General features: G+C 55.3%; 20 protein-coding genes and 7 pseudogenes. 14 read left to right on the plus strand and 13 right to left on the minus strand.

The annotated features are described in order from the left end of the window. Positions 1-79 precede the first annotated feature (79 nt). A complete protein-coding gene (locus tag SGP1_RS08980) occupies positions 80-1207 on the minus strand; it encodes a L,D-transpeptidase family protein (protein WP_011410902.1) in 1128 nt (375 codons plus the stop codon). A 198-nt stretch (positions 1208-1405) separates the two neighbouring features. On the opposite strand from SGP1_RS08980, the pseudogene SGP1_RS33095 reads away from it, so the two are divergent. Together SGP1_RS33095 and SGP1_RS33100 are read left to right on the plus strand one after the other, a co-directional pair. Then, a pseudogene (locus tag SGP1_RS33095) lies at positions 1406-1844 on the plus strand (LysR family transcriptional regulator); the annotation flags it as partial. Between the two features lie 60 nt (positions 1845-1904). Further along, the gene (locus SGP1_RS33100; protein WP_243466270.1) at positions 1905-2078 is read left to right on the plus strand and encodes a hypothetical protein; all 174 of its coding nucleotides are present in this window, start codon (positions 1905-1907) and stop codon (positions 2076-2078) included. 171 nt (positions 2079-2249) lie between these two features. On the opposite strand, the gene SGP1_RS08995 is transcribed toward SGP1_RS33100, so the two are convergent. Further along, positions 2250-2474 (minus strand): DUF2188 domain-containing protein, encoded by a 225-nt coding sequence (locus tag SGP1_RS08995; protein ID WP_041866807.1) that lies wholly within the window; start codon positions 2472-2474, stop codon positions 2250-2252. 749 nt (positions 2475-3223) lie between these two features. Here SGP1_RS08995 and SGP1_RS09000 point away from each other — a divergent pair. Further along, positions 3224-3943 carry a phosphohydrolase gene (locus SGP1_RS09000; RefSeq protein WP_011410904.1) on the plus strand — a complete coding sequence of 240 codons (720 nt, stop codon included), beginning with the start codon at positions 3224-3226 and terminating at the stop codon, positions 3941-3943. 327 nt (positions 3944-4270) lie between these two features. Here SGP1_RS09000 and SGP1_RS30680 read toward each other — a convergent pair whose 3' ends face one another. Both SGP1_RS30680 and SGP1_RS23810 read right to left on the minus strand, forming a co-directional pair. Next, positions 4271-4447: a hypothetical protein gene (locus SGP1_RS30680; RefSeq protein ID WP_158302363.1), complete on the minus strand. Its 177-nt coding sequence runs from the start codon at positions 4445-4447 to the stop codon at positions 4271-4273. Positions 4448-4474: 27 nt separating this feature from the next. Then, positions 4475-4717 (minus strand): hypothetical protein, encoded by a 243-nt coding sequence (locus SGP1_RS23810; RefSeq protein WP_148203439.1) that lies wholly within the window; start codon positions 4715-4717, stop codon positions 4475-4477. 557 nt (positions 4718-5274) lie between these two features. Between SGP1_RS23810 and SGP1_RS09010 the strand changes: the two genes are divergently transcribed. Further along, positions 5275-5757 carry an SDR family NAD(P)-dependent oxidoreductase gene (locus SGP1_RS09010; RefSeq protein WP_050747534.1) on the plus strand — a complete coding sequence of 161 codons (483 nt, stop codon included), beginning with the start codon at positions 5275-5277 and terminating at the stop codon, positions 5755-5757. On the opposite strand, the gene SGP1_RS29480 is transcribed toward SGP1_RS09010, so the two are convergent. Beyond that, positions 5688-5918 (minus strand): hypothetical protein, encoded by a 231-nt coding sequence (locus tag SGP1_RS29480; protein WP_148203440.1) that lies wholly within the window; start codon positions 5916-5918, stop codon positions 5688-5690. The two genes, SGP1_RS09010 and SGP1_RS29480, sit on opposite strands and share 70 nt — an antisense overlap. Before the next feature lie 148 nt (positions 5919-6066). Here SGP1_RS29480 and SGP1_RS09015 point away from each other — a divergent pair. After that, positions 6067-7004 (plus strand): annotated as a pseudogene (locus tag SGP1_RS09015) (IS5 family transposase). 28 nt (positions 7005-7032) lie between these two features. On the opposite strand, the gene SGP1_RS09020 reads toward SGP1_RS09015, so the two are convergent. Further along, positions 7033-7308, minus strand: coding sequence for a hypothetical protein (locus SGP1_RS09020; RefSeq protein WP_041866808.1), 276 nt, complete (start codon positions 7306-7308; stop codon positions 7033-7035). A gap of 366 nt (positions 7309-7674) precedes the next feature. On the opposite strand from SGP1_RS09020, the gene SGP1_RS09025 reads away from it, so the two are divergent. The 6 genes and pseudogenes from SGP1_RS09025 to SGP1_RS09045 all read left to right on the plus strand — a co-directional run bounded on the left by SGP1_RS09025 (position 7675) and on the right by SGP1_RS09045 (position 13860). Continuing rightward, positions 7675-7950, plus strand: coding sequence for a macro domain-containing protein (locus SGP1_RS09025; protein WP_050747535.1), 276 nt, complete (start codon positions 7675-7677; stop codon positions 7948-7950). Between the two features lie 509 nt (positions 7951-8459). Next, complete coding sequence (locus SGP1_RS09030; RefSeq protein ID WP_011410905.1) at positions 8460-10028, plus strand: glucan biosynthesis protein G; 1569 nt, start codon at positions 8460-8462, stop codon at positions 10026-10028. Continuing rightward, entirely contained in the window at positions 10021-12561 is a 2541-nt protein-coding gene (mdoH, locus tag SGP1_RS09035; RefSeq protein WP_011410906.1) for a glucans biosynthesis glucosyltransferase MdoH, read from the plus strand. The genes SGP1_RS09030 and mdoH overlap by 8 nt, the downstream gene beginning before the upstream one ends. Positions 12562-13057: 496 nt before the next feature. Further along, a complete protein-coding gene (locus SGP1_RS31675; RefSeq protein ID WP_050747537.1) occupies positions 13058-13342 on the plus strand; it encodes a hypothetical protein in 285 nt (94 codons plus the stop codon). A gap of 47 nt (positions 13343-13389) precedes the next feature. Then, positions 13390-13623: a hypothetical protein gene (locus SGP1_RS31680; protein ID WP_050747538.1), complete on the plus strand. Its 234-nt coding sequence runs from the start codon at positions 13390-13392 to the stop codon at positions 13621-13623. A gap of 22 nt (positions 13624-13645) precedes the next feature. Beyond that, positions 13646-13860 (plus strand): annotated as a pseudogene (locus SGP1_RS09045) (YceK/YidQ family lipoprotein). Between the two features lie 84 nt (positions 13861-13944). Here SGP1_RS09045 and SGP1_RS09050 read toward each other — a convergent pair. Next, positions 13945-14303, minus strand: a pseudogene (locus tag SGP1_RS09050) (MysB family protein). Here SGP1_RS09050 and SGP1_RS31155 point away from each other — a divergent pair. Further along, on the plus strand, positions 14259-14408 hold the full coding sequence (locus SGP1_RS31155; protein WP_162010779.1) for a hypothetical protein: 150 nt from the start codon (positions 14259-14261) through the stop codon (positions 14406-14408). The pseudogene SGP1_RS09050 and the gene SGP1_RS31155 overlap by 45 nt on opposite strands. Before the next feature lie 206 nt (positions 14409-14614). Then, on the plus strand, positions 14615-14926 hold the full coding sequence (locus SGP1_RS09055) for a hypothetical protein (RefSeq protein WP_050747539.1): 312 nt from the start codon (positions 14615-14617) through the stop codon (positions 14924-14926). A 121-nt stretch (positions 14927-15047) separates the two neighbouring features. On the opposite strand, the pseudogene SGP1_RS09060 reads toward SGP1_RS09055, so the two are convergent. The 3 genes and pseudogenes from SGP1_RS09060 to SGP1_RS33105 form a co-directional block, all read right to left on the minus strand. Continuing rightward, a pseudogene (locus SGP1_RS09060) lies at positions 15048-15912 on the minus strand (MFS transporter). 181 nt (positions 15913-16093) lie between these two features. Further along, complete coding sequence (locus SGP1_RS09065) at positions 16094-17017, minus strand: Kdo(2)-lipid IV(A) acyltransferase (RefSeq protein ID WP_011410907.1); 924 nt, start codon at positions 17015-17017, stop codon at positions 16094-16096. A 164-nt stretch (positions 17018-17181) separates the two neighbouring features. Then, positions 17182-18271, minus strand: a pseudogene (locus SGP1_RS33105) (NADH:flavin oxidoreductase/NADH oxidase). 246 nt (positions 18272-18517) lie between these two features. On the opposite strand from SGP1_RS33105, the gene SGP1_RS09075 reads away from it, so the two are divergent. Continuing rightward, a complete protein-coding gene (locus SGP1_RS09075) occupies positions 18518-19573 on the plus strand; it encodes a rhodanese-related sulfurtransferase (protein WP_011410908.1) in 1056 nt (351 codons plus the stop codon). Between the two features lie 28 nt (positions 19574-19601). On the opposite strand, the pseudogene solA reads toward SGP1_RS09075, so the two are convergent. The 3 genes and pseudogenes from solA to SGP1_RS09090 form a co-directional block, all read right to left on the minus strand. After that, positions 19602-20609: pseudogene (gene solA / locus SGP1_RS09080) on the minus strand (N-methyl-L-tryptophan oxidase). A gap of 158 nt (positions 20610-20767) precedes the next feature. After that, complete coding sequence (bssS, locus tag SGP1_RS09085) at positions 20768-21016, minus strand: biofilm formation regulator BssS (protein ID WP_011410909.1); 249 nt, start codon at positions 21014-21016, stop codon at positions 20768-20770. A 143-nt stretch (positions 21017-21159) separates the two neighbouring features. Next, positions 21160-21489, minus strand: coding sequence for a hypothetical protein (locus SGP1_RS09090; RefSeq protein WP_243466205.1), 330 nt, complete (start codon positions 21487-21489; stop codon positions 21160-21162). Positions 21490-21598 lie beyond the last annotated feature (109 nt).

The following is a 21598-nucleotide window of genomic DNA, read 5'->3' on the forward strand; positions in this document are numbered from 1 at the left end:
GTGGTCCGATCGGCACAAGCCGAGACCGCGGAATTATTGCGGGGTTTGAACGTCGCCGCCGGCAGCAGGCGTGGCCTGGTCAATTGGCGCGGCACCCGCCGGTATTTTGCGCCTGCGCGGTGTTGTCCACTGGGACCGTAGCGCCGTTTTGTTCAGGCACGCTGGTTTGCAGGGTGACCGGGGCGGCGTTGCCCTGCTGCGCCTGCTCGGTTTTGGGACCTTCGGCAATGGTACGCTCATCAACCGGCTGTACCTGTACCGTTGCGGTTTGGCTGCTGTCGCCCTGCGCGGTGATATTTTCCGGCATGCCGGAACGACGCTGCAGGGTTTGGTCGACGGTACTTTGGTTTACGCTGGGGTCCACCAGTACATGGCTGACGTTGACGGGCAGATTAATCGGTACCGGCTCGTTGGAGTTAAACTGCTCTTCGGTGACAGAGAGCGGGTTGTGCACTTCCAGATAACGTGAGCCATCCGGTTCGATCGTGGCCTTTACCGGTTCATTGATGAATTGAACGCGGGTGCCGACCGGAACATGATCAAACAGATATTTGATATCGTCGGCGCGCAAACGCACGCAGCCGTGGCTCACGCGCAGGCCGATACCGAAGTTAGCGTTGGTGCCATGAATCGCATACAGGCGGCCGACATAGAGCGCATACAACCCCATCGGGTTATCCGGGCCTGCCGGAAACACTTCCGGCAGCGTTTCACCGCGCTCGGCATATTCTGCATGTATGGCTTTGGTCGGTGTCCAGGTAGGACCATCTTTTTTACGCTGCACCGAGGTCACCCAATTGGAGGGGGTGTCTTTGCCCAGCTCGCCAATACCAATGGGCAACACGATGACCGTCTTGGTGCCTTTCGGATAATAATACAACCGCATTTCGGCACTGTTAATCACAATACCCTCATGCGGCGTGTCGGGCAAAATCAACTGTTGCGGAATGATCATCTTGGTGCCGGCGGCCGGTAGATAGACATCCACGCCCGGATTGGCTTCAAGCATATTGCTCAGCCCCATTTGGAACTGAGCGGCAAAATGTTCTAGGGGAAGCTTGTTCCCTTCGGGAACGGTGATTTGCAGATTTTCCCCCACCAGGCGGCTATTACCTTCCGGCAGCGGATAAACAACGGCGAAGGCGGACTGACTGTAAACAGCCATTGCCAATACCATGCTACAGAACACGCGAATTTTCATTTTCATAAATTGTCAGATGTTATCGCCTTACAGGCTGTCAATGAGTGTGTTTACCCGGTATAGAGTGCCGAATGTGCATTATAGGAGCTCAATCCCCGGCGTGGAAAGAGTAACCGAAACGGTAACGGTCTGCTCTGCGTATACGCGAATCAACGCATGCTGTGATAATCTGTGAGAGTGACTGCGTCAAAAAAAGGAGCGTGAATGAAACGGCTCGATTGCGATCACATGCTGGTGGCGGTATTGGAGATTGGGAGCTTTGCCGCTGCCGCTCGTCTTGGCACCAGTAGTGGCCAGGCGTCGAAAATGATTTCGCGGCTTGAAGCCGATCTGGGCGTGCAGCTTATCAAGAGGACCACTCGCGCATTATCGCCAACCGTAGGCCAAGCCTACTATCAGCGAATTAAGATTTTGCTGGATGAGCTGGATGAGCTGGATGAGCTGGATGAGCTGGATGAGCTGGATGAGCTGGATGAGCTGGATGAGCTGGATGCTTCGGTGCGCAGCGCCGCTGACGCGCCGTCGGGGCGACTCAAACTGACCTATTGATGAAGGCTACGACATCGCACTGCGCATCGGCCGGTTGGACGACAGCAGTCTGGTTGCCCGCAAACTCTGTGATGTGCGCATCGTGCTGGCGGCCCAGGGAATGGCGGGGCAGCCGCAAAAGGTAGTGCTGGTCGAGTTTTCCCAAGGGGCGACTATGGCGTTGGATGCCGTCGCGTCGGGTCGCTGGCCTGTGGCGGGAGTCGTCGCCTTTTCCGGCGGCTGGCGACGCCGTTGCCGCTCAAACCTGCGCTACAGACGCCGGTGTTACTGTTCCATGGAGGACAAGACGATGTCATTCCCGCCAGCGAAAGCCCATTGGCCGCCGTAGGCATGCGGGCGACGGCAAAAATTTTTCCAGGTCTGGGTCATACGCTTTCACCTGAGGGTATTCTGCTCGCCGGACGTTTCATTGCCCAAACGCTGGACCAGGGAAAGTAGAACGCCCTGACGCGCTTTCCCGGAGATGAAAAAGGCCGTCAGGGCGTTAGGGCCGCGGCGATTATCCCTTGGATTTGCGGGGATCGCTGGTGCGCGGATAGGTGTGTTCTTCCTGAATCGTGCCATCCTGTTTATGAATTTTCACCGAAGCGTTTTTGCCCGTCATATAGCTATGGGTAAGGGTGATAATTTCGTCCTTGGTCGCCGCAGTTTTTGAGGGGAGGCTATTTCCTTCCTTAGTTAAGACCCATTTATCTTCAGCTTTAGTGACATGATAATTATCCATCTTAACTTCTTTTAGTTGTTAGCGGTTAGGCGCGGCAAGCGTCTGATCCTCTGCGGAATAGAGAGGGATATGGATGGTGCAATATTAAGCGTAGCAGTAAAATTATCCTCTGCCGTGGTCGCCACCGCCAAAGGGACAGAGACCGCAACGTTTTTTTTATTTTGCTGAGCGGTGTTCCTTACCGGCAGGACGCCTGCGGGAGGGTAGGACGCTGGACGTAGACGCTGACCTCGCGCGGTAAAGGTAAGAGACTAAGAGGGTGAGAGGGTGGAAAAAAGGGAGCGGTGAGGCTGAGTCGTTACCGGAGAGAGGGAGGGGACACTGCGCTCGTTGGGTGGACTGCCCGGCGACGCCCTCACGGCGTGGAGTCAGGGCATTGTCGACTTGTCATATCAATGTGCTGCAATAAAATCTGTCAGGATTGTTGGCAGGCAGGTGGGGTGAGGGACGGCTACCACATCGATGTGAACGGTGTAAGCGGCCGTGCTCGGGAGTGTCGATGACTATATGCATTCGCAACGCTAAGTGAGCGCGCCGGACAGCAGAAAGGCAATACGGCGTATTTGCGCAGTGCGCCCGGTTTATTAACGAAATGACCGCCGGAATAAGACATAACCTGCAATATTGTTTGCCCCCCTTTTTCGCGAATGATTATGCTAAGCTGTGACACCGAAGGCGATTTCGGCGGTATTTGCAGTAGGCAATGACAAAATAATGCGATTGCAATTAATAGCAAGCAGGATTGGGATATGACTTTAGAGGATTGGGAACGTCGTTTTCAGGAATCTCTGGAGCAACATTTTTCGCAGGATGACAAAGCGCATGATATCGCCCATTTTAGCCGAGTTTGGAAAACCGCCCGCAAAATAATGCAGTTTACCGACGAGGATGAAAGGATTGTATTAACCGCCTGTTATTTCCATGACGTGGTCAGTTTACCCAAAAATCATCCCGAGCGTCATTTGGCTTCGCGGCAGGCTGCGATGCGTACACGGCAGATTCTTGCTGATTATTTTCCAGATTTCCCGGCACAGCTTTACGATGGCGTGACGCACGCCATCGAGGCACACAGTTTCAGTGCCGGCATTACGCCGGAAACGCTGGAGGTAAAAATCGTGCAGGATGCCGATCGGTTGGAATCGTTAGGGGCTATCGGGTTGGTGCGGGTGTTCCATGTGGCCGGACAATTAGGCCGCGGGTTATTTCACGTAGAGGATCCGCTGGCGCTGCATCGGCCGCTGGATGACGTTAATTATACCTTTGATCATTTCCAAAATAAATTATTAACCCTAGCAGACAGTATGCAGACGGAACAAGGAAGGGAAATGGCACGTTATAATATTAAATATCTGGTGACATTCATGAGTAAACTGTGTGCGGAATTAAAAGGGGAATATTACCAGCTGGATACGAAAACGCTGAACAGATTTGGCCTGGACTATAAGGCGGAAGAAGCGTCGTCGGAATAACCCTATCCATACCCCGTTTGCTATCGAAGACATCGTTATAATGTAGATAGCTTTGTGGCCTGTGCCGATATTTTACGGCACGCCAGGGCGCTTGGGGAATAATGTGGCGTCGTTGTGAGGCGCGGGCCTCAGAATCGGGCCAGCCTTTAGCGCTGCCATGAAGAACGCGCTACCGATTCGTTGCTCTTGCGTTGCCGCAGGCAAAAACGAAGCGGAATGCTTCGCGGGCCGGGCGCCTCAGGGGCTATAGATGGAAATAAAGAGCAATGCGCTGCATAAGGGGCGCGCCATTCTCGAACTTGTCGTAGCGGTGGGAGAGGGGAATAATTAGCGGGGCGTGTCAGGGTCTGCGGCGCAATGGCAGTGGTGATTGTCCGGGTGAACCCATTTCTGCCCATCCCAGGTATCCTTCGGCGAGGTTGGCGCCAGCTGAGTCAGCTCTGTCGGCAGACCCCCCAGGAAATCGATAATCAGCCGTTTACCGGTGTCCTTACGATAGGCCACTTCACCGCGTAGATCGTCCAGCGTCTGCTAGCAGCGTACATCGCAGTTGCGCACCAATGCTCGTGCTTGGCACTGTGCCGGCAACGCCGGTTTATCGGTAAAGCTGTAGGGTGGCAGTGTGGCGCCCACGCATAAAAATTCCTGCGTTGCGCAGAGGTATTCTTGGGTCACCGGGTGGGTGCAGTAGACGACTATCCAACCCGAGCGGCGGACAATGCCCTGATCATCCAGGCTGGCAATGGCGAAATCAGTGGAATATTTTCTATACATGGCGCCCTCCCCCGAAAACATTCGCATCAGCCTTTCGACGATGTGTCACAGGCACGAACATTCCCTACATCCATGAATAAAATTGAAGTATCATATTAATATATATTATTATCATTTTATTATAAATAATATCGATTATTTTATGGCCACCCACAGAGTGGGTCCAGGGCGCCGGCAATAAGGTGTTTTTGTTATGTTTGCAAATCATTCCTATTTACATGGATGTTATTTATACCAAACGGCGGCATTTGCCTGCTTTTCGTCGTTTATTTGACCCGTTGAGCGGCACGCAGTAGAGATAGGGGCCTCCCGGATTAGGCTATAACGCCAACAGAAACGCCAATTGATACATTTTGTTCGTAGATTAACCGGGCGGCGGGAGATAAGTTTCACTAATATGTCACCGGTTTGACGCCCTGGTTGGCAGCTTCTAGGCTAATGATTAATGATAGGTCTTAGAGTCGGATGAGGAAACGCGTCCATGAGCGAAAAATATCCCCAGCAGGCACCTCCCCCCCGCACAGAAGCAGCATACACAACCCGGTGAAGAGGCTGCCATGGACCCGAAGCCCATTTATGATGATCCTGACTACCGGGCCGGCGGCAAGCTACAGGGTAAAATCGCGATAGTTACCGGCGGTGACAGCGGCATCGGCCGCCCGGTAGCGGTTGCTTTCGCCAAAGAGGGCGCGAATGTGGCGATTGTTTATCTCAGCGAAGATAGCGACGCAGAGCAGACGCGTCAGGCTGTAGAAGGCTATGGTGCACAGGCGCTGCTCATCCGCGGTGATCTCGGGGAGGTGGTTTTTAGCGCTCAGTTAATAAAGGCAACGTTGGCACATTTCGGCAAGCTGGATATCCTGGTGAACGTGGCCGGTGAGCAGCATCCACAGGCGGATTTCGCCGCCATTACGCCGCAGCAGCTGGCGCAAACGTTCCGAACCAATATCTTCTCGCTGTTTTATCTCTGTCAGGCCGGGTTGCAGCTATCCCAGACCTCGAACTGCAGCAGGCGCAATGCTTCCGCTGCCTCTAGTTGAGCCGGTTTGTCCGCCGCGACATTAATATGCACCACCGGCTGCAGGAAACGAGCCGAAGGATCCACCGCGCGAATTGCCGCCATCGCGGCCAGACTCGCGCGGACCAGCTGCTTTTTCAGCGCCTTGCCCTTGTTGGAGGCCATCGGCGCGATGGAGACCATATCGCCCCCAGCCTAACTCCAAAAGGAAATGGCGTTGATCGGGGTATATACGGGCTGCACTACCCCTTCACCGGGCTTTGTTGAATAAATATAACTTTTAGGTGATCGTCTGCTCAGATCACTACCGTCATTTCAACATCTGCACTCCATGGCAAAGCAAAAGTTTAAAATAACCAACTGGTCCACTTAAACAAAGCTCTCAAGCAACGCGGGGCTCTGACGATATGGCTGGATGAGTCGGCAATTGTTGCATGGACGGAAAAAACAACGCCTGAACAGCGTGGCCGGCCGCTTCACTACGCAGATATGGCTATCACCACTGTTCTGATGATGAAACGCGTGTTTGGCCTTTCGTTAAGCGCTTTACAGGGCTTCGTTGACGCCATTTTTAAACTGATGGTACTGCCGCTAAGATACCCAGACTACTCGCTGATCAGCAAGCGAGCAAAGACAGTTAAGATCAGCATAAAAACGCCGACCCGTGGTGAAATCTCACCTCTAGTCATTGACGGAACCGGCCTGAAGGTCTTTGGTGAAGGCGAATGGAAAGTCCGACAGCATGGTGCCGACAGACGGAGGGTGTGGCGTAAGCTGCATATGACCGCAGACAGTGTAACGCATGAAATTATCTGTGCTGACTTATCGCTCAGCGGTACGACGGATGCTCAGGCCCTACCAGCTCTGATAAACCAGACCCAGCGGAAAATCAGGGAAGCGTCGGCTGATGGCGCTTACGATACCCGCTACTGTCATGATGCTCTGCTGAGGAAGAAAATAAGGCCTCTTATTCCTCCACGAGGTGGGGAGCAATATTGGCCGGACCGATACCATGAGCGTAACTACGCTGTTGCGAATCAGCGTCTAAGCGGCAGTAACGATGTATGGAAAAAGCAAGTGGGCTATCATCGACGCTCAGTGGCTGAAACAGCGATATTCCGGTTCAAAACGCTTATGGGCGATCATCTAAGTCTGCGTGACTATGATGCGCAGGTAGGTGAGGCAATGGCGATGGTCAAAGCGCTTAACAAAATGACGCTGTTAGGAATGCCGAACAGCATCCGGATCGCATCACAATCGATCTGCTAGGGGGGCGTAGTCACAAGTTCTGATTTATTCAACAAAGCCCCTTCACCGGCACCAGCGCCGCGACCACCCCGGCGAAACGGTCAACAAAAGCCGGTTGCCAGATGTCGAGATGAGCCGGCCAGCCAAAGTGGCACAGAGCCCAAATGACCTGCAACCCGTTGGCCTGTGCGGCATGCAACATCGGAAGGAAGCTGGACCAGTCATATTGACCGGGCGTGGCCTCAATGAGATGCCAGTGCAGACCATCGCGCACGGTGGTGAGATGACAGTCGGTCAGTTGGGCATAATCTTTCGCCGCCAGCATTTCATGGCCGCTGGAATGGATGATATCGAGCCGGCGTCCGTCGCCGCACCATTCGGTGGAACAGTCGAAGCCGCCCTGGAAAAAGCTCTGGAATAAAAGAAGGACCGTGGATCGCGGGCAGGTTATGGATAATTTGATCTTGCATAATGCGTCTCCCTAACCGTAACGGTATTACGCCGTGCAGGCGGAATGAAGCGTATCCTATAAGCGTAGACTCAGCGTGAAAGTACGTGTGGAGAAAGCGCCTGAAATGCGATCGCCCCGACAGGGGCGTTAGGCCGGCGCGTCGGCGTTTCCGCGCCGTTCACTTTATGACCGGCAAAGGGGATAATGGTTCTCCCCGCGCAACAATTGAGAAGAGAAATAATGCGATCCCGTATTCAGATCATGACATGCGATATCACCACGCTGCCGGTAGAGGGCATCGTCAATGCTGCCAATCAGCAATTGATGGGCGGCGTCGATGGCGCCATTTATTGTGCGGCGTGGCCGGCTCTGAGGGAGGAATGTGCGGCGATTCGTCGCGCTCGCGGCGGATGTGCGGTCGGTGAGGCGGTGATAACCGGCGGCGTTCTGCCCGTGCGCCACGTTATAATACCGTCGGCCCCGTCTGGCGCGGCGGCGGTCAGTATGAAGCTATGAAGCAGCGCTGGCCTAAATCAGCGACAGGCCGCGCTGATGGTGTCCTGAACGCCGGGCGGCAAATGGCTTATAGGAGTGGCGGTAATGAGCGGCCAGGCGGCCTGTATTGACCAGTCATCACCGCAAGGAAATGTAATAAGATCTTTCCGACCAGCGGCAGTGAAAGCGCGCTAGCCGGCCTAATCCGCAGATTTTCATCCAGGGTCAGGGCAATATGCTGATTTGTCGGGGTTAAAAATTCTGCTTTTTTGCGCATAATCCGCTGAAAGAGAAAAAAGCATTAACCCCCGCCCGATGGCTCAGGTAAAATAAAACCAGGCGCTAACTGTTGGCTTACCCTTTTATAGACTATCTTTTATCACTCGAAGAGTCGGTTTTTCAGCCTATTGCTATACAGGGTGCCGGGAAGGCGAATAAGAGGAACCATTAATGTATCATGCTGTCGGACAAGTGATTTCAGTAATAAAGATTGCTGTAAATGATTAAGAGCACACGCAGAGGGGGGGGATGTGCCAAATAATAAATTCTTCGTCAAATCATCTAAAGCGAGTCTCCGTTGGCTGGGAGCCACGGTGCTGTTGACGCTATACGCTTTGCCCTCATGGGCATTTTCTATTGACGATGTGGCTAAGCAAGCCCAGGCGCTGGCGGCTAAAGGTTATGAAGCGCCAAAGAGCAATGTGCCTTCACAATTTCGCGAAATGAAATTTGCTGACTATCAGCAAATCCAATTCAATCATGACAAGGCGCTGTGGCACGATTTACCGACCCCATTCAAAATTGAGTTCTACCATCAGGGGATGTATTTCGACCAGGCGGTGAAAATCAATGAAGTAACGGCGACCGCCGTTAACGAGGTTAAATATTCATCGGATATGTTCAATTTCGGATCGGTCAATCACGACCCCGATGCGGTAAAGGACCTCGGTTTTGCTGGGTTTAAAATTCTCTATCCGATTAATCAGCTCGATAAAAACGACGAAATCGTCAGCATGTTGGGCGCCAGCTATTTTCGCGTTATCGGCAAAGGGCAGGTTTATGGCCTGTCCGCGCGCGGCCTGGCGATCGATACCGCTCTGGCGTCTGGCGAAGAGTTTCCGCGTTTTCGTGAATTCTGGATTGAGCGTCCCAAGGCGAACGACAAGCACCTTGTGCTGTACGCGCTGCTCGATTCCCCCCGCGCCACCGGCGCGTACCGTTTTGTCATCTACCCTGGGCGCGACACCAGCGTTGATGTCCAGTCGCGCGTCTATTTGCGTGACAAGGTCGGTAAACTGGGTCTGGCGCCGCTGACCAGCATGTTCCTGTTCGGGCCGAATCAGCCGGCCATGACCATGAATTTCCGTCCGGCGCTGCACGACTCCGACGGCTTGTCGATTCATGCCGGTAACGGTGAGTGGATCTGGCGTCCGCTGAATAATCCGCGTCATCTGTCGGTCAGCACGTTCCAGGTAGAGAACCCGCGCGGTTTTGGCCTGCTGCAGCGCGGGCGGGATTTCTTCCAATACCAGGATCTTGACGATCGTTACGACCTGCGTTCGAGCGGCTGGGTGGAGCCCCGCGGCGATTGGGGCAAAGGGCATGTCGAACTGGTGGAAATTCCCACCAACGATGAGACCAACGACAATATCGTTGCATTCTGGACGCCGGAAAAGCTGCCGGATGTCGGTCAGCCATTGGAGCTCGCTTACCGGCTGCACTTCTCGCGCGATGAAGACAAAATTCATTCTGCGGATTTTGCCTATGTGAAACAGACCCTGCGTTCCGCGGGCGATGTGAAACAGACTAACCTGACGCGTCAGCCGGACGGTACGACCGCCTTTCAGGTGGATTTTGTCGGCCAACCGCTGAAAGAGTTAGACCAGGCCGCGCCGGTCACGTCTCAGATTAGCGTGGGCGACAATGCCGATGTGGTGGAAAACAGTGTCCGTTTCAATCCGGTTACCCACGGCTGGCGTTTGACCCTGCGTCTGAAGGTGAAAGACACCAAGCAACCTACCGAGATGCGTGCCGCACTGGTTAACGGCGATAAGACATTGACCGAAACCTGGAGCTATCTACTGCCTGCCAATGAATAATTCTACTTCCACAAGCCTCGACTATGTCGAGGCGTTGCCGCTTGCCGCTGAGCAAAAGGCTGGCCTGCGCGACCGGTTGCGCGGGCAAGGCGATGTTACGCCCGATGCCGTGCACCGCGTCCTGAACGACGGCGCTCATTCCCAAGGTGAAGATCTAGCCGCCGAGGATGCGGCGCTGGGGTCGGTGACCCGCCGTTTGCATATGGCCTGGCCGCAAACCGCGCGCCATCCGGAGCTTTTAGTTAAAGACAGCCGCGGGCGCACGGCCATCAAGGCGATGCCGACCATCAAGCGTACTACGATGTTTCCCGAACCCTGGTTCACCAATCCGCTGGTTCGCTTCTGGGGCTTGCTGCGGGGCCAATCCCGCGCGCCGCGCCATAAGCAGGAAATGGCCGCCCGCGAAGACGGTAACTGGCGGATCGTCGGCACCGTCCGTCGCTACATATTGCTGGCGTTGACGCTTTTCCAGACCGCCATCGCCACCTGGTACATGAAAACCATCCTGCCTTACCAGGGCTGGGCGCTCATCGATCCGATGGATATGATACGTCAGGACGTGCTGCAATCGGTGCTGCAATTGCTGCCTTATGTGTTGCAAAGCGGAATACTTATCCTGTTCGCTATTTTGTTTTGCTGGGTGTCGGCCGGCTTCTGGACCGCACTGATGGGCTTTTGGCAATTGTTGATTGGCCATGATAAATACAGCATCTCCGCCAGTACCACCGGCTATGAACCGTTAAATCCGGCGCATCGTACCGCGTTGATTATGCCTATCTGTAATGAAGACGTTGAGCGGGTATTCGCCGGTCTGCGGGCGACCTATGAATCCGTCGCCGCGACCGGCCAGCTTGATCACTTCGACGTCTATATTCTGAGCGACAGTTATAATCCAGATATCTGCGTCGCCGAGCAGAAAGCCTGGATGGAGCTGTGCGAAGGAACCAGCGGCACGGGACGGATTTTCTATCGCCGTCGCCTCCGCCGGGTGAAGCGCAAAAGCGGTAATATCGACGATTTTTGCCGGCGCTGGGGTAATCAGTACGCCTATATGGTGATCCTGGACGCCGACAGCGTTATGAGCGGCCATTGCCTGACCAATCTAGTGCGGCTGATGGAAGCCAATCCGCGCGCTGGCATTATCCAGAGTGCGCCCAAAGCGTCCGGCATGGACACGCTGTATGCACGCTGCCAGCAGTTCGCGACCCGGGTTTATGGGCCGTTATTCACCGCCGGCCTGCATTTCTGGCAGTTAGGGGAATCCCATTATTGGGGACATAACGCCATCATCCGCGTCGAGCCGTTTATCAAACATTGCGCGCTGGCGCCGCTGCCCGGGGAAGGGTCCTTCGCCGGATCCATTTTATCCCATGACTTCGTTGAAGCGGCCTTGATGCGCCGGGCGGGTTGGGGCGTATGGATAGCTTACGATTTACCCGGCAGCTATGAAGAACTGCCGCCCAACCTACTTGATGAGCTTAAACGAGACCGCCGCTGGTGCCACGGTAACCTGATGAACTTTCGCCTGTTCTTGGTGAAAGGAATGCATCCCGTCCACCGCGCGGTGTTCCTGACCGGCGTCATGTCCTATTTATCGGCGCCGCTGTGGTTTATGTTTTTGGCGCTTTCGACCGCCCTGCAGGTCGTGCATACGCTGATGGAACCACAGTACTTCCTGCAGCCGCGCCAGCTCTTCCCGGTGTGGCCCCAATGGCGCCCGGAGCTGGCGATAGCGTTATTTTCCACCACGCTGCTGCTGCTGTTCCTGCCCAAACTGTTGAGCGTCATCCTCATTATCGCCAAGGGTGCGCGGGAATTCGGCGGCGTGCTGCGGGTTACCCTGTCGATGCTGCTGGAAATGCTGTTTTCCGTGTTATTGGCGCCGGTCAGGATGTTGTTCCACACCCTGTTTGTCGTCAGCGCGTTTCTCGGCTGGTCGGTTCAGTGGAATTCACCGCAGCGTGATGATGGCGCGACACCCTGGAGTGAATCCTTCAAGCGTCACGGTTCGCAAATGTTGCTGGGCCTGGTCTGGGCCGGCGGCATGGCCTGGCTGGATCTGCGTTTTCTGTGGTGGCTATCGCCTATCGTCGTGTCGCTTATCCTCTTGCCCTGGGTGTCGGTTTATTCCAGCCGGGCAGGGCTCGGGCTTAAATGCCAGCGCGCCGGTCTCTTCCTCATTCCCGAGGAATATTCACCGCCGAAAGAGCTGGTGGCCACCGAGCAATATCTGCAGCATAACCGCGCCCGTATATTGGCCGACGGTTTCCGCCGTGCGGTGGTCGATCCGGCCTATAATGCGCTAGCCGTTGGTATGGCGACCGCACGTCATGGGGTATCAGAACTCGTGGAGCGCAACCGTCAGGAGCATTTAACCTCTGCGCTGACATTGGGACCGGTAAAACTTAATCCTGCCCAGCGTCTGGCTGTATTAAGCGATCCCGTTACGCTGTCTCGCCTACATTTGCGGTTGTGGTCACAGCCGGAGCAATTGGCCGCCTGGCGCGACTCCGCCGTCGTCAAGCGGTGCTGAGCGCGACCCTGTAGTGATAATCTCTTCCTGACCAAATCCGGCCGCAAACAGCGGCCGTTTTTTTTGCGCGCCATTGGCCACGGCGAACCGCGATATCTCTCCTGCTTGGACAACTTGCGACAGATCTTTTATTCAGCAATCCTAATCAATGCCAGTGCCGCCACCAATGCTGGATAGGCTCGCATGTGGCCGTGTCGTGGCGTCTCGCCGGCGCCAGCGACGAGGGGGCAGTGGCATTACTGGCATGTAATTAGAAATATAATTAATTGTTGATGAAATGATTGACGTCAGATAAGGGGACGTCTTGCGCTGTCGCCGTCTGCGCCGCTGTTTTCCCTTTAAGGCGCTGCCAGCTTGGGCACCGGTGACCAATGACCATAAAAACTCCCTTTGGTTCCACATAAAGAGCCAGATCATGCAACGGGAGTATTTATTGTAATTTGGCGGCTCAGGTTGGCCGTTAAAATCCCTCCAAAATTCAGGGTATGAGGATACCATGCAGAGTGATTGGCTGTTTGTATTGAAGAAATTGGGCGTATTTCTGGTTTGTGCCGTGGTCGTCGCGCTGCTGACTTCATTATTATTTATCGATATTAATGGATTTCATAACGGGGAACATGAATCTTCACTGACCGAGATTGCACAGGAGCTTATTTTATTGGTGATTGTCGTCATCCACGGTCTGTTGCTGCGTAATGCCGCCTTACGCCACAGCAGCTGGCTGTGGTTCGCTCTGGCGGTGACAATCGCGGCAATGTGCTATGCCGGCCGTGATCCGTAACGTACCTGGCCGATCTGATCGTCTTTTTTAAGCATCCGAGCTACGGTATGCTAAGCGCGGGTCTGCTGACCGTACTGCTGTTTGAACGTCTGATAGGGATGGGCACGCTATGGCATACTTTGCTGGCGGATGATTTTATCCGTACTGTCAAAAACGCCGTGGAAGAAGGCACTGAACTGTTTGGTTACGCGCTCTGCCTGTTGGCAACGCTGTCGTATTTCCACTCCCAGCGCAGCCTGGTGCGACAGACTGATAACGAGGGCGTGCCGGTCGCTGCTTGATTAATAGGTAACAAAAGCTACTATGGGACGATTTTGTCTGCTGCTTTCCGGCTGCGGCAGTATCATCAGCTGCACGGTGCCCGGGCAGGGGCACGGTAATCAATATTATCCGGGCGTGCAATGGGAGACCTACGCGATTCGGTGTGGAAATACCTCACCATCATCGATTTACCTTTGTCCATGGTGGTGGATACACTATTGCTGCCGGTGGATTGGCGCCACGGCCCTTACGATTAGCGTAATGTCGTGGCCACAACGCGACGCCGGGCGATTACCTCACAGGCCGCGGTGGCGCGGTTGGCTGGCCAAGACGGCTAGGGCTTACATCGCGTCCCACTCATCCGAGGCGGTTTTCCCCTCTTCAGTGTCCAGCGGCGGTTCATACTGGTATTTCCCCTCGTCCCACTCGTGCAGGGTATTTTCCTTCTGCCACAGTTTGGTTTCATCGTAATCGCCTGGGCGGCTTCGCCGGTGCGAAACGACATGGTCTCGGTGGCGTCATTTTCTTCCGCCTGAAACTCTGCCTCCCACATGATTTCTCCGTCCTGCAAGACATACTTTTGCAGGCTGAATTGCTGCACGGAAGGGGGTTCGTCCTCCTTGCTGCTGTCGGCAGACGCTTAGAGAAACTCTTCGTGAGCGATATCGATCGCTTCTTCCAGAGTTGCATACATGCTCATTATTTTTCTCCTGTGCTGATGAGGGAAGCAGAGGCCGTCACGCCGACTACGGGCGTAAAAGTAATTGTTGTCGCTCTGGTCAAAGATGCAAGTACCGCTCTCTAAACAGTAGATAGCAGAAGAAAAAAGCGTTATCGGCGGCGCGAGCGAGGGCGCGCCGCCCGATAACCGGCTGATTCCCGCAAGGATGTTTCCGGCGACGGGATTTTGCAAAGAAGGTCGCGGCAAGGGGTAAAGGTTTCGCAAAGGTCAGCACGGGGCTGCCGGGAATCGCTACAGTGAAGGGGTGAACCCGATGTAGGGGAGAAAACATGATGATGCGCAATACGTTACTGGCTATGGCCCTGATGACCGCCCCACCGGCCGGCGCCGGTCCCAGTGGTCCTGGCGGCCACGGTGAAGGTTTTTGCCACGGCAGTGAGCTTTTCTGCGCCTCGATGGCCAGCAAAAATCCGGCGGATAGACTGCAGAAATTGACTAGCATCCTGCCGCCGGCCGCCAAGGGCGTGCATTATCAGGTGCGGGTGGCCATTGTGGCGATACTGGACCACGGTCCGGGCTCCGCGGATGAGCACGGCGGTAAATCGGCGCCAAAACCGGGACAGAACGCGCCTCAGACATAAAAAGCCGCGGTTTTCAGGGCGCCCCTATGGCGGTTCGCCCCGGCAGCAGCCGGTCGTCAATCCCCCTTGCGACGGCCGATTTTGGCGGTGGCGTTTATACGCGCGGCCCTTTTTCAGGCACTCAATCACGAGGTAATTTGATGCGTGCCGCGCTGCGCTGCAGACTCCACCAGGAATACACACGTTAAACATCACCACCAGCGCCGTGACAAAAAACACCGCCCGGAAACCGTAGCTGGCTGAGATAAAGGCGCCGAGCAGCGGCCCGCTGACGTTGCCCACATCGCGAAACGACTGATTGTAGCTGAAGATACGGCCCGCAACCTGACTGGATGAGTTATAAATCAATAGGGTTTGCACCGCCGGCAGCAGCGCGCCATCGGTGGCGCCCAGCAAAAAGCGCAATAGGCCTAACTGCCAGGGGGCCTGCACGAATGACATGGGAATGAGTAGCAGTACCGATAACGCCATCATACTAATCAATATGTGTTCCGGACTGACCCGATCGCCGAGCTTGCCCAGACGAGGATTTTTCAGCGAGGCTAGTACCTGCCGACCGGAGAGCATGTCCTTTTTCGGCACCGGAGTGAAACGCTCCTGAGCGAACAGCACGGTGGTGATAAAGCAGATGAGCAACACCAGTGCGGTAATGAAGAACACCAGCCGTAAACCGTATAGATCCGCCAGTAAACCGCCGATTAGCGGACCTATCAGCGTGCCGCTAACCGCACCAGTGGACAGCGTACCAAGCGCGCGGCACCTGGGTGGCGTCAGCGAGCGCAGTGCTAGAAACTGCCAGACGTTCTGCGCCAGTCCCATCAGCATCATGACAATTGCCATGCCCAGCGCAGCAGCATCACTTTGCGGCCTTTCCTGTCGGCCAGCCCGCCCCAAAATAGCGACGCGATGGCGGAAAATAGGAAGTTGATACTAAATACCGCGCCGGTGAGAAAACAGCCCAGCCACGAAAAGATTACGTTTCCAATTGATAAGAATCGGTACCGGCATCATGACGTCCTGTTAGATATGTACGGCGGTCGACAACACAACAGGGCTGGGAACGCTCTCGCAGGGGGAGATTAAGTCAGGGACACAGTATGCGCCGAAAGGGCGGCAGGGGCAATTTCACCGGAATCCCCATGCCGGCTGAGGCCGACGCGGCAAAAATCAGCGGTACAACGAAGGTTCGCCGGGCGGGCGGGTTTTAAAGCGCCGATGCAGCCACATGTATTGATCCGGCGCCTGCAGTATCGCCTGCTCCACCACCTTGTTCATATAGCTGGCGGCGGCAATATCGCTATCCAGCGGCATGTCGCGCTCATCGGGCAGAATCAACAGCTCATACCCGCGCCCCTGAGGCAAACGGCGCGGCATGAACGGGATCACCGCCGGTTTGGCCGTTTTGGCCAGCAAATAGGTGCCGGCGGTGGTCGCGGCCTGGGGAACGGCGAACAGCGGCGCGAATACGCTGCTTTTGGGGCCATAGTCATGATCCGGCGCGTACCAGATGATATCGCCGTTTTTCAAAGCGCGAATCATGCCTTTAATATCCGACCGGTCCAGCATGGATTTGTTGGAGCGCATACGCCCCCAGGTTTGCAGCCAGTCCAGCAGCGGGTTGTCGTTGGGGCGATAAACGCCGATACCGGGGTTATACATGCCAAAAATCCGCGCCCCCAGTTCAAGAGTGAGAAAATGCATGCCGATAAGCAGCACCCCTTTATTTTCCGCGCGCGCGCCGGCGATATGCTCCAGGCCGCTGACGGAGATCCAGCGCTTGATACGCCAATCAGGCCAGAACCAGGCGATGCTGGTTTCGATAAGCCCCATGCCGACCGATTCAAAATTCTGCCGCAACAGCGCTTCACGCTCCGCTTCCGGCATGGCCGGAAAACACAATTGCAGATTACGGCGCGCGATCGCCTCTCTGTGGCGCATGAAGCGCATCGCAAGCCGTCCCAGACGGGTACCCAGCGCGTAGAGCAGCGGATAAGGCAGCAGCACCAGCAAATAGAGAGCCCCGATACCCAGCCAGGTTAGCCAATAACGCGGATGCAGCAAAGAACGATTAAAAACAGGAAGTGTGGTCATAGCGTCCCAAGTGTGAATGTGACGGGTAAGCCCGTACCTTCAGCCGTGCCGTAATACCTTGCAATATTCTGGCATTTTTTTTGCTGCGGTGGAATAAAGCGTCGCGCTATGGGCATTATTGGCCTAAGCACGTGCGCTTTTTGTGCAATTAGTGGTGGATAACGCTACGTCCGACGAAATAGCCCCTTCACCTCGTGGGGTTCGCAGCGCCAATATTGCTTGGGCCCTTGCACTTGGGCGCCGAGTTTGGCGGCCAAGTGCAAGGGCCAGCGGGGATCGTACAATGCGCCGCGGGCCAGCGCGATAACGTCCGCATCGCCGTTGGCGATAATTGCCTCCGCCTGCTCCGGCTCAGTTATCATGCCGACCGCGAAGGTTGTAAGCCCGGTCTCCTGCCGGATCCGTCTGGCGAAGGGCACCTGATAACCGGGGCCGACGCTGATGAGCTGCTGTGGTGACAGGCCACCGCTGGACACGTGAATATAATCGCATCCGGCCGCTTTTAGCGCCTGAGCCGGCGCCACGGATTGCGCCTCGTCCCAACCGCCCTCAACCCAGTCGGTGGCGGAGATGCGCACCCCTACCGCCATGGTTAACGGCAACGCCTGAAATACTTCGAGCGTCAGACGCATGCGGTTCTCCAGGCTGCCGTCGTACCGATCGTTGCGCTGATTGGTAAGCGGCGATAAAAATTGATGCAACAGATAGCCGTGGGCGGCGTGCAGTTCGATGAGATGAAAACCGATACGCTATGCGCGTCGGGCTGCGGTGACGAACTCGTCTTTAAGCACCGCTGTTTCATCAAGACTTAACACCTGTGGTTTGGTCGCGGCGTCATCGTAAGCAAGCGCCGACGGAGCGACCGTTTGCCAGCCGCCCTATTCGGGAGCGAGAGACTGTCCGCCGGACCAAGGCGGCGCGGTGGACGCTTTCCGCCCGGCGTGCGCCAGCTGGATCCCCAGCGCAATCGGGGAATGGGATTTTACCGTATCCACTACGGCCGCCAGGGCGTGCTCGGTCCGATCGTCCCACAACCCCAGAGATCCTGCGGGGAGATGCGCCCGACCGGATTGACCGCGGTGTGGCCTCAAAAATCAGCAGGGCGGCGCCCGACAGCGCCAGATGGCCGAGATGCACGGTATGCCAGGAGGTCGCTTTCCCCTCGAGGGCGGAGTATTGGCACATTGGGGCAACAACGATACGGTTTTCAAGCTGCAGGTTGCCCAAAGCGATAGGGCTGAACAGATGACTCATTGGCGGGCCTCTCATCGATGAATGGCCGGCCGGGGAGATCCCCGGAACCGACACGGGACGTGGCTAATAGTGATCGCCCTGAGGGGTATCGTCAAGCCGTTGCCCTAGCGCGAGCACGTCCGGGCTAAACAGGGAGGGGAATCTCGCCTCGTGGCTGGTGCTTTGGCGTCAATGCGGTAAAATGCGGCCCGGGGGCCGGGTTAGCCCGCCGCCGATAATTTAACTACCGACACAGGAACGTACACCATGCCAGTGTTACATAACAGGGTCTCTAACCAGGAATTACGGGCGCGCATGTTAGCCGAAAGCGAGCCACGCACCACCGTCTCGTTTTATCGCTATTTTACCCTGAGTGATCCTCAGGGCTTCCGTGATGATCTTTACCGCACGCTCACCGCGCTGCAGGTCTTTGGCCGCGTTTATATCGCCGCTGAAGGGATCAATGCGCAAATCAGCGTGCTGCAAAGCCGTTTTGACGCTATGCGCGAAGCGCTGTATGCCGCACATCCGCAGCTGGATGGGCTGCGGTTGAATGTCGCCTTGGACGACGACGGTAAATCTTTCTGGGTACTGCGCATGAAAGTGCGGCCGCGGATTGTCGCAGACGGTATTGACGATCCCACGTTCAATCCGGCGAACGTTGGCCATTATCTGAAAGCGGAAGAGGTCAACGCCCTGGCGGACGATCCGCAAGCGCTGTTTGTCGACATGCGCAACCACTATGAGTATGAAGTGGGGCATTTCGACCAGGCTATTGAGATCCCCTCCGACACGTTCCGCGAGCAACTGCCGATGGTCGTGGAAATGTTGCAGCATGACAAAGATAAAAAAATCGTGATGTACTGCACCGGCGGGATCCGCTGTGAAAAAGCTAGCGCCTGGATGCGGCACAACGGTTTTAAAAATGTCTATCATGTGGAAGGCGGGATTATCGAATACGCGCGTCGCGCGCGGGAACAAGGTTTACCGCTGAAGTTTACCGGCAAAAATTTTGTCTTCGATGAACGTTTGGGCGAGCGGATCACGCCGGATATTATCGCCCACTGCCATCAATGCGGCGCCCCCTGCGATAGTCATACCAATTGCCGTAATCAGGGTTGCCATCTGCTGTTTATTCAATGCCCCGTTTGTGCCGAACACTATGTGGGTTGCTGCAGCGTGACCTGTCAGGAGGAGCTATCGCTGCCGCTGTCCGAGCAGCGCTCGCACCGCGCCGGCCGGGAAAACGGTATGAAAATCTTTAATAAATCCCGTGAACGCCTGCAACTGTCCTTAACAGGGGAAGATTCGGCACAGAAATAGCGTCGCGTCTACCGTCGACGGGAAGTGATTAGCCGGCGGCAAAGCGGCGCAGCAAAAACGGCGTTAAATCGAAACCGCGATCTCTCCCCCAGCACGCTGGCAAATTTAAAACCGTGGCCGCTCAGGCCGGATATCACCAGCACATTGTCATGCTCCGGCAGCGTATCAATGATGAAATCCTCGTCGGGGAAAAGATCATAGATGTAGGACTGGCCATTGAGACACACGCCGACGCCTGGCAAAAACGTGCTCAGAAAACCAAACACCTCCGTACCGTCCTCGGCCAGGGAGCCAAATGGTTTACGCTGCTCCGGTGCGGTAATGCGCTGACCGCCGGTGTGTTTGCCCACCTTAAGCGCATTCTCCAGGGCCGGGAAACCGTAGTAATGGTTGTCATCGGGCGCTTCAACGGTGAAGGCGGGGAAATGGTTATCTTCACTGAATCGTCCATCTGCCTGGTGCCAGGAAAACACCTTGCGTACCGGCGTTATCGGTAGCGACGGCAGTAATTGTTTGACCCAGGTGCCGGCGGCGACCAATAATTTTCGGCCCTGATAACGGCTACCTTCGCGCGTTTTTACTTGCACGACTCCGTCAGCGAGGTTGATGTCCGTGACGCCGCAGTTGAAGAGCTGCGCGCAGCCGGCCTTCTCCGCCAGTGAGATATAGCGGGCAATCGCCAGCTCCGATTTCAAGTAACCGGCCTGCGGCTCAAAAACGCCGATATAATCCTCAGGCACCCGCAATACCGACCAGAGGGCGTTCACCGCGGCACCGGTCATCAATTCGCAAGGTAGCTGGTAGCGTTTTACCCCGCTGGCTGCATTCTGAATAAACAGTGATGGGCGCGGCCCGAGATTTATCACGCCGCTGCGGTGAAAAACCGGCGTTTCGCCGCTGTCGCTGAGCGTTTGCCATAAGGTTTGAGCGCGCTGCACCAGCGGCACGTATTTCTCTCCTTCGCCGTAGGCATGGCGTAATAACCCGCGGCAGCCCCCACGGATCCGCTGCCGATGACGATTAAATCGTAAACCATACCCTCATGCTCCTGACAGGATTCCGGCGGCCGTCGCGCCGCGTCGGATAAGTGTAGTGACAATCTGTAAGCACGAATAGGGTCATCTGTCTGAAATAGGGCCAACGCAAAATAAAAACACCCGCGGCAGAGCTGCGGGCGCATGAGGGGTGACAGAACTAATGCTTGCGGTAATCCAGGTGTTCCGTTGATTCTATTTTGGCGATACCGGCTTCAAGGATGGAAATCAGCTGCTTGGCAACATCGGTCGTCAGCCACAAAGTCCGGTCAACTTCCGCATCAGCAGTGGCCTGGTCAGGGGAATTGACATAATGCAGGCGAATCATCATGGCATCGTAGGGATCTACTGTACTGATATCCCAGCCGACCAGCGGGTGTGTATGAATGATTTCGTTTTTTCTGTACATATATACCCCTTATTTGACTCGTTATGATTTGAGTGACAATGAGGTTCTGGCATCTCCTGGTTTGCAGGTAGCTTCATTATACCCGACTTTTCAAATTTTTTCGTAATTAGAGACTTTTTTTGTAATAGGAAACGTCGCAAAGGTTACTGAACGTACCGGCACAGGCGGCTGAGGCCTGCAGCGGCGCGCATTTTCAGTCCTGCCGCGGCGCAAGGGGGAGGCGTCACTGGCGTGACGCGTCGGGCCAGCTCTTCCGCTAATTGTGCGAAATATTTCTGCATTAGCACGTCGCGGTTTTGATTCTGGGTCTCCAGCATCAGGTTATGAATAAGCAACTGGTTCGCTTTTTCATCGAGGCTGAAGGAAATATAGGAAAAAGCAATTTCCAGCACGCTCAGCCGGCGCCGCTGTTCGCTTATCAATTGCAGTAACTCACCGAAGGTCATCGCTTCTTCTGGCTTTTCCGACGTCATGGTGTTCTCCCGAAAGCGGTGGTGCCGTCTTGTACAGATACCGGCAATGGTTTTCCCTATCATAAGCCGCATTAGGAATTTTTACAGGGGTAGCCTGCGTTTTTGGGCG

It is taken from the genome of Sodalis glossinidius str. 'morsitans' (genome assembly GCF_000010085.1).
GTDB classification, from domain to species: Bacteria; Pseudomonadota; Gammaproteobacteria; order Enterobacterales; family Enterobacteriaceae; genus Sodalis; species Sodalis glossinidius.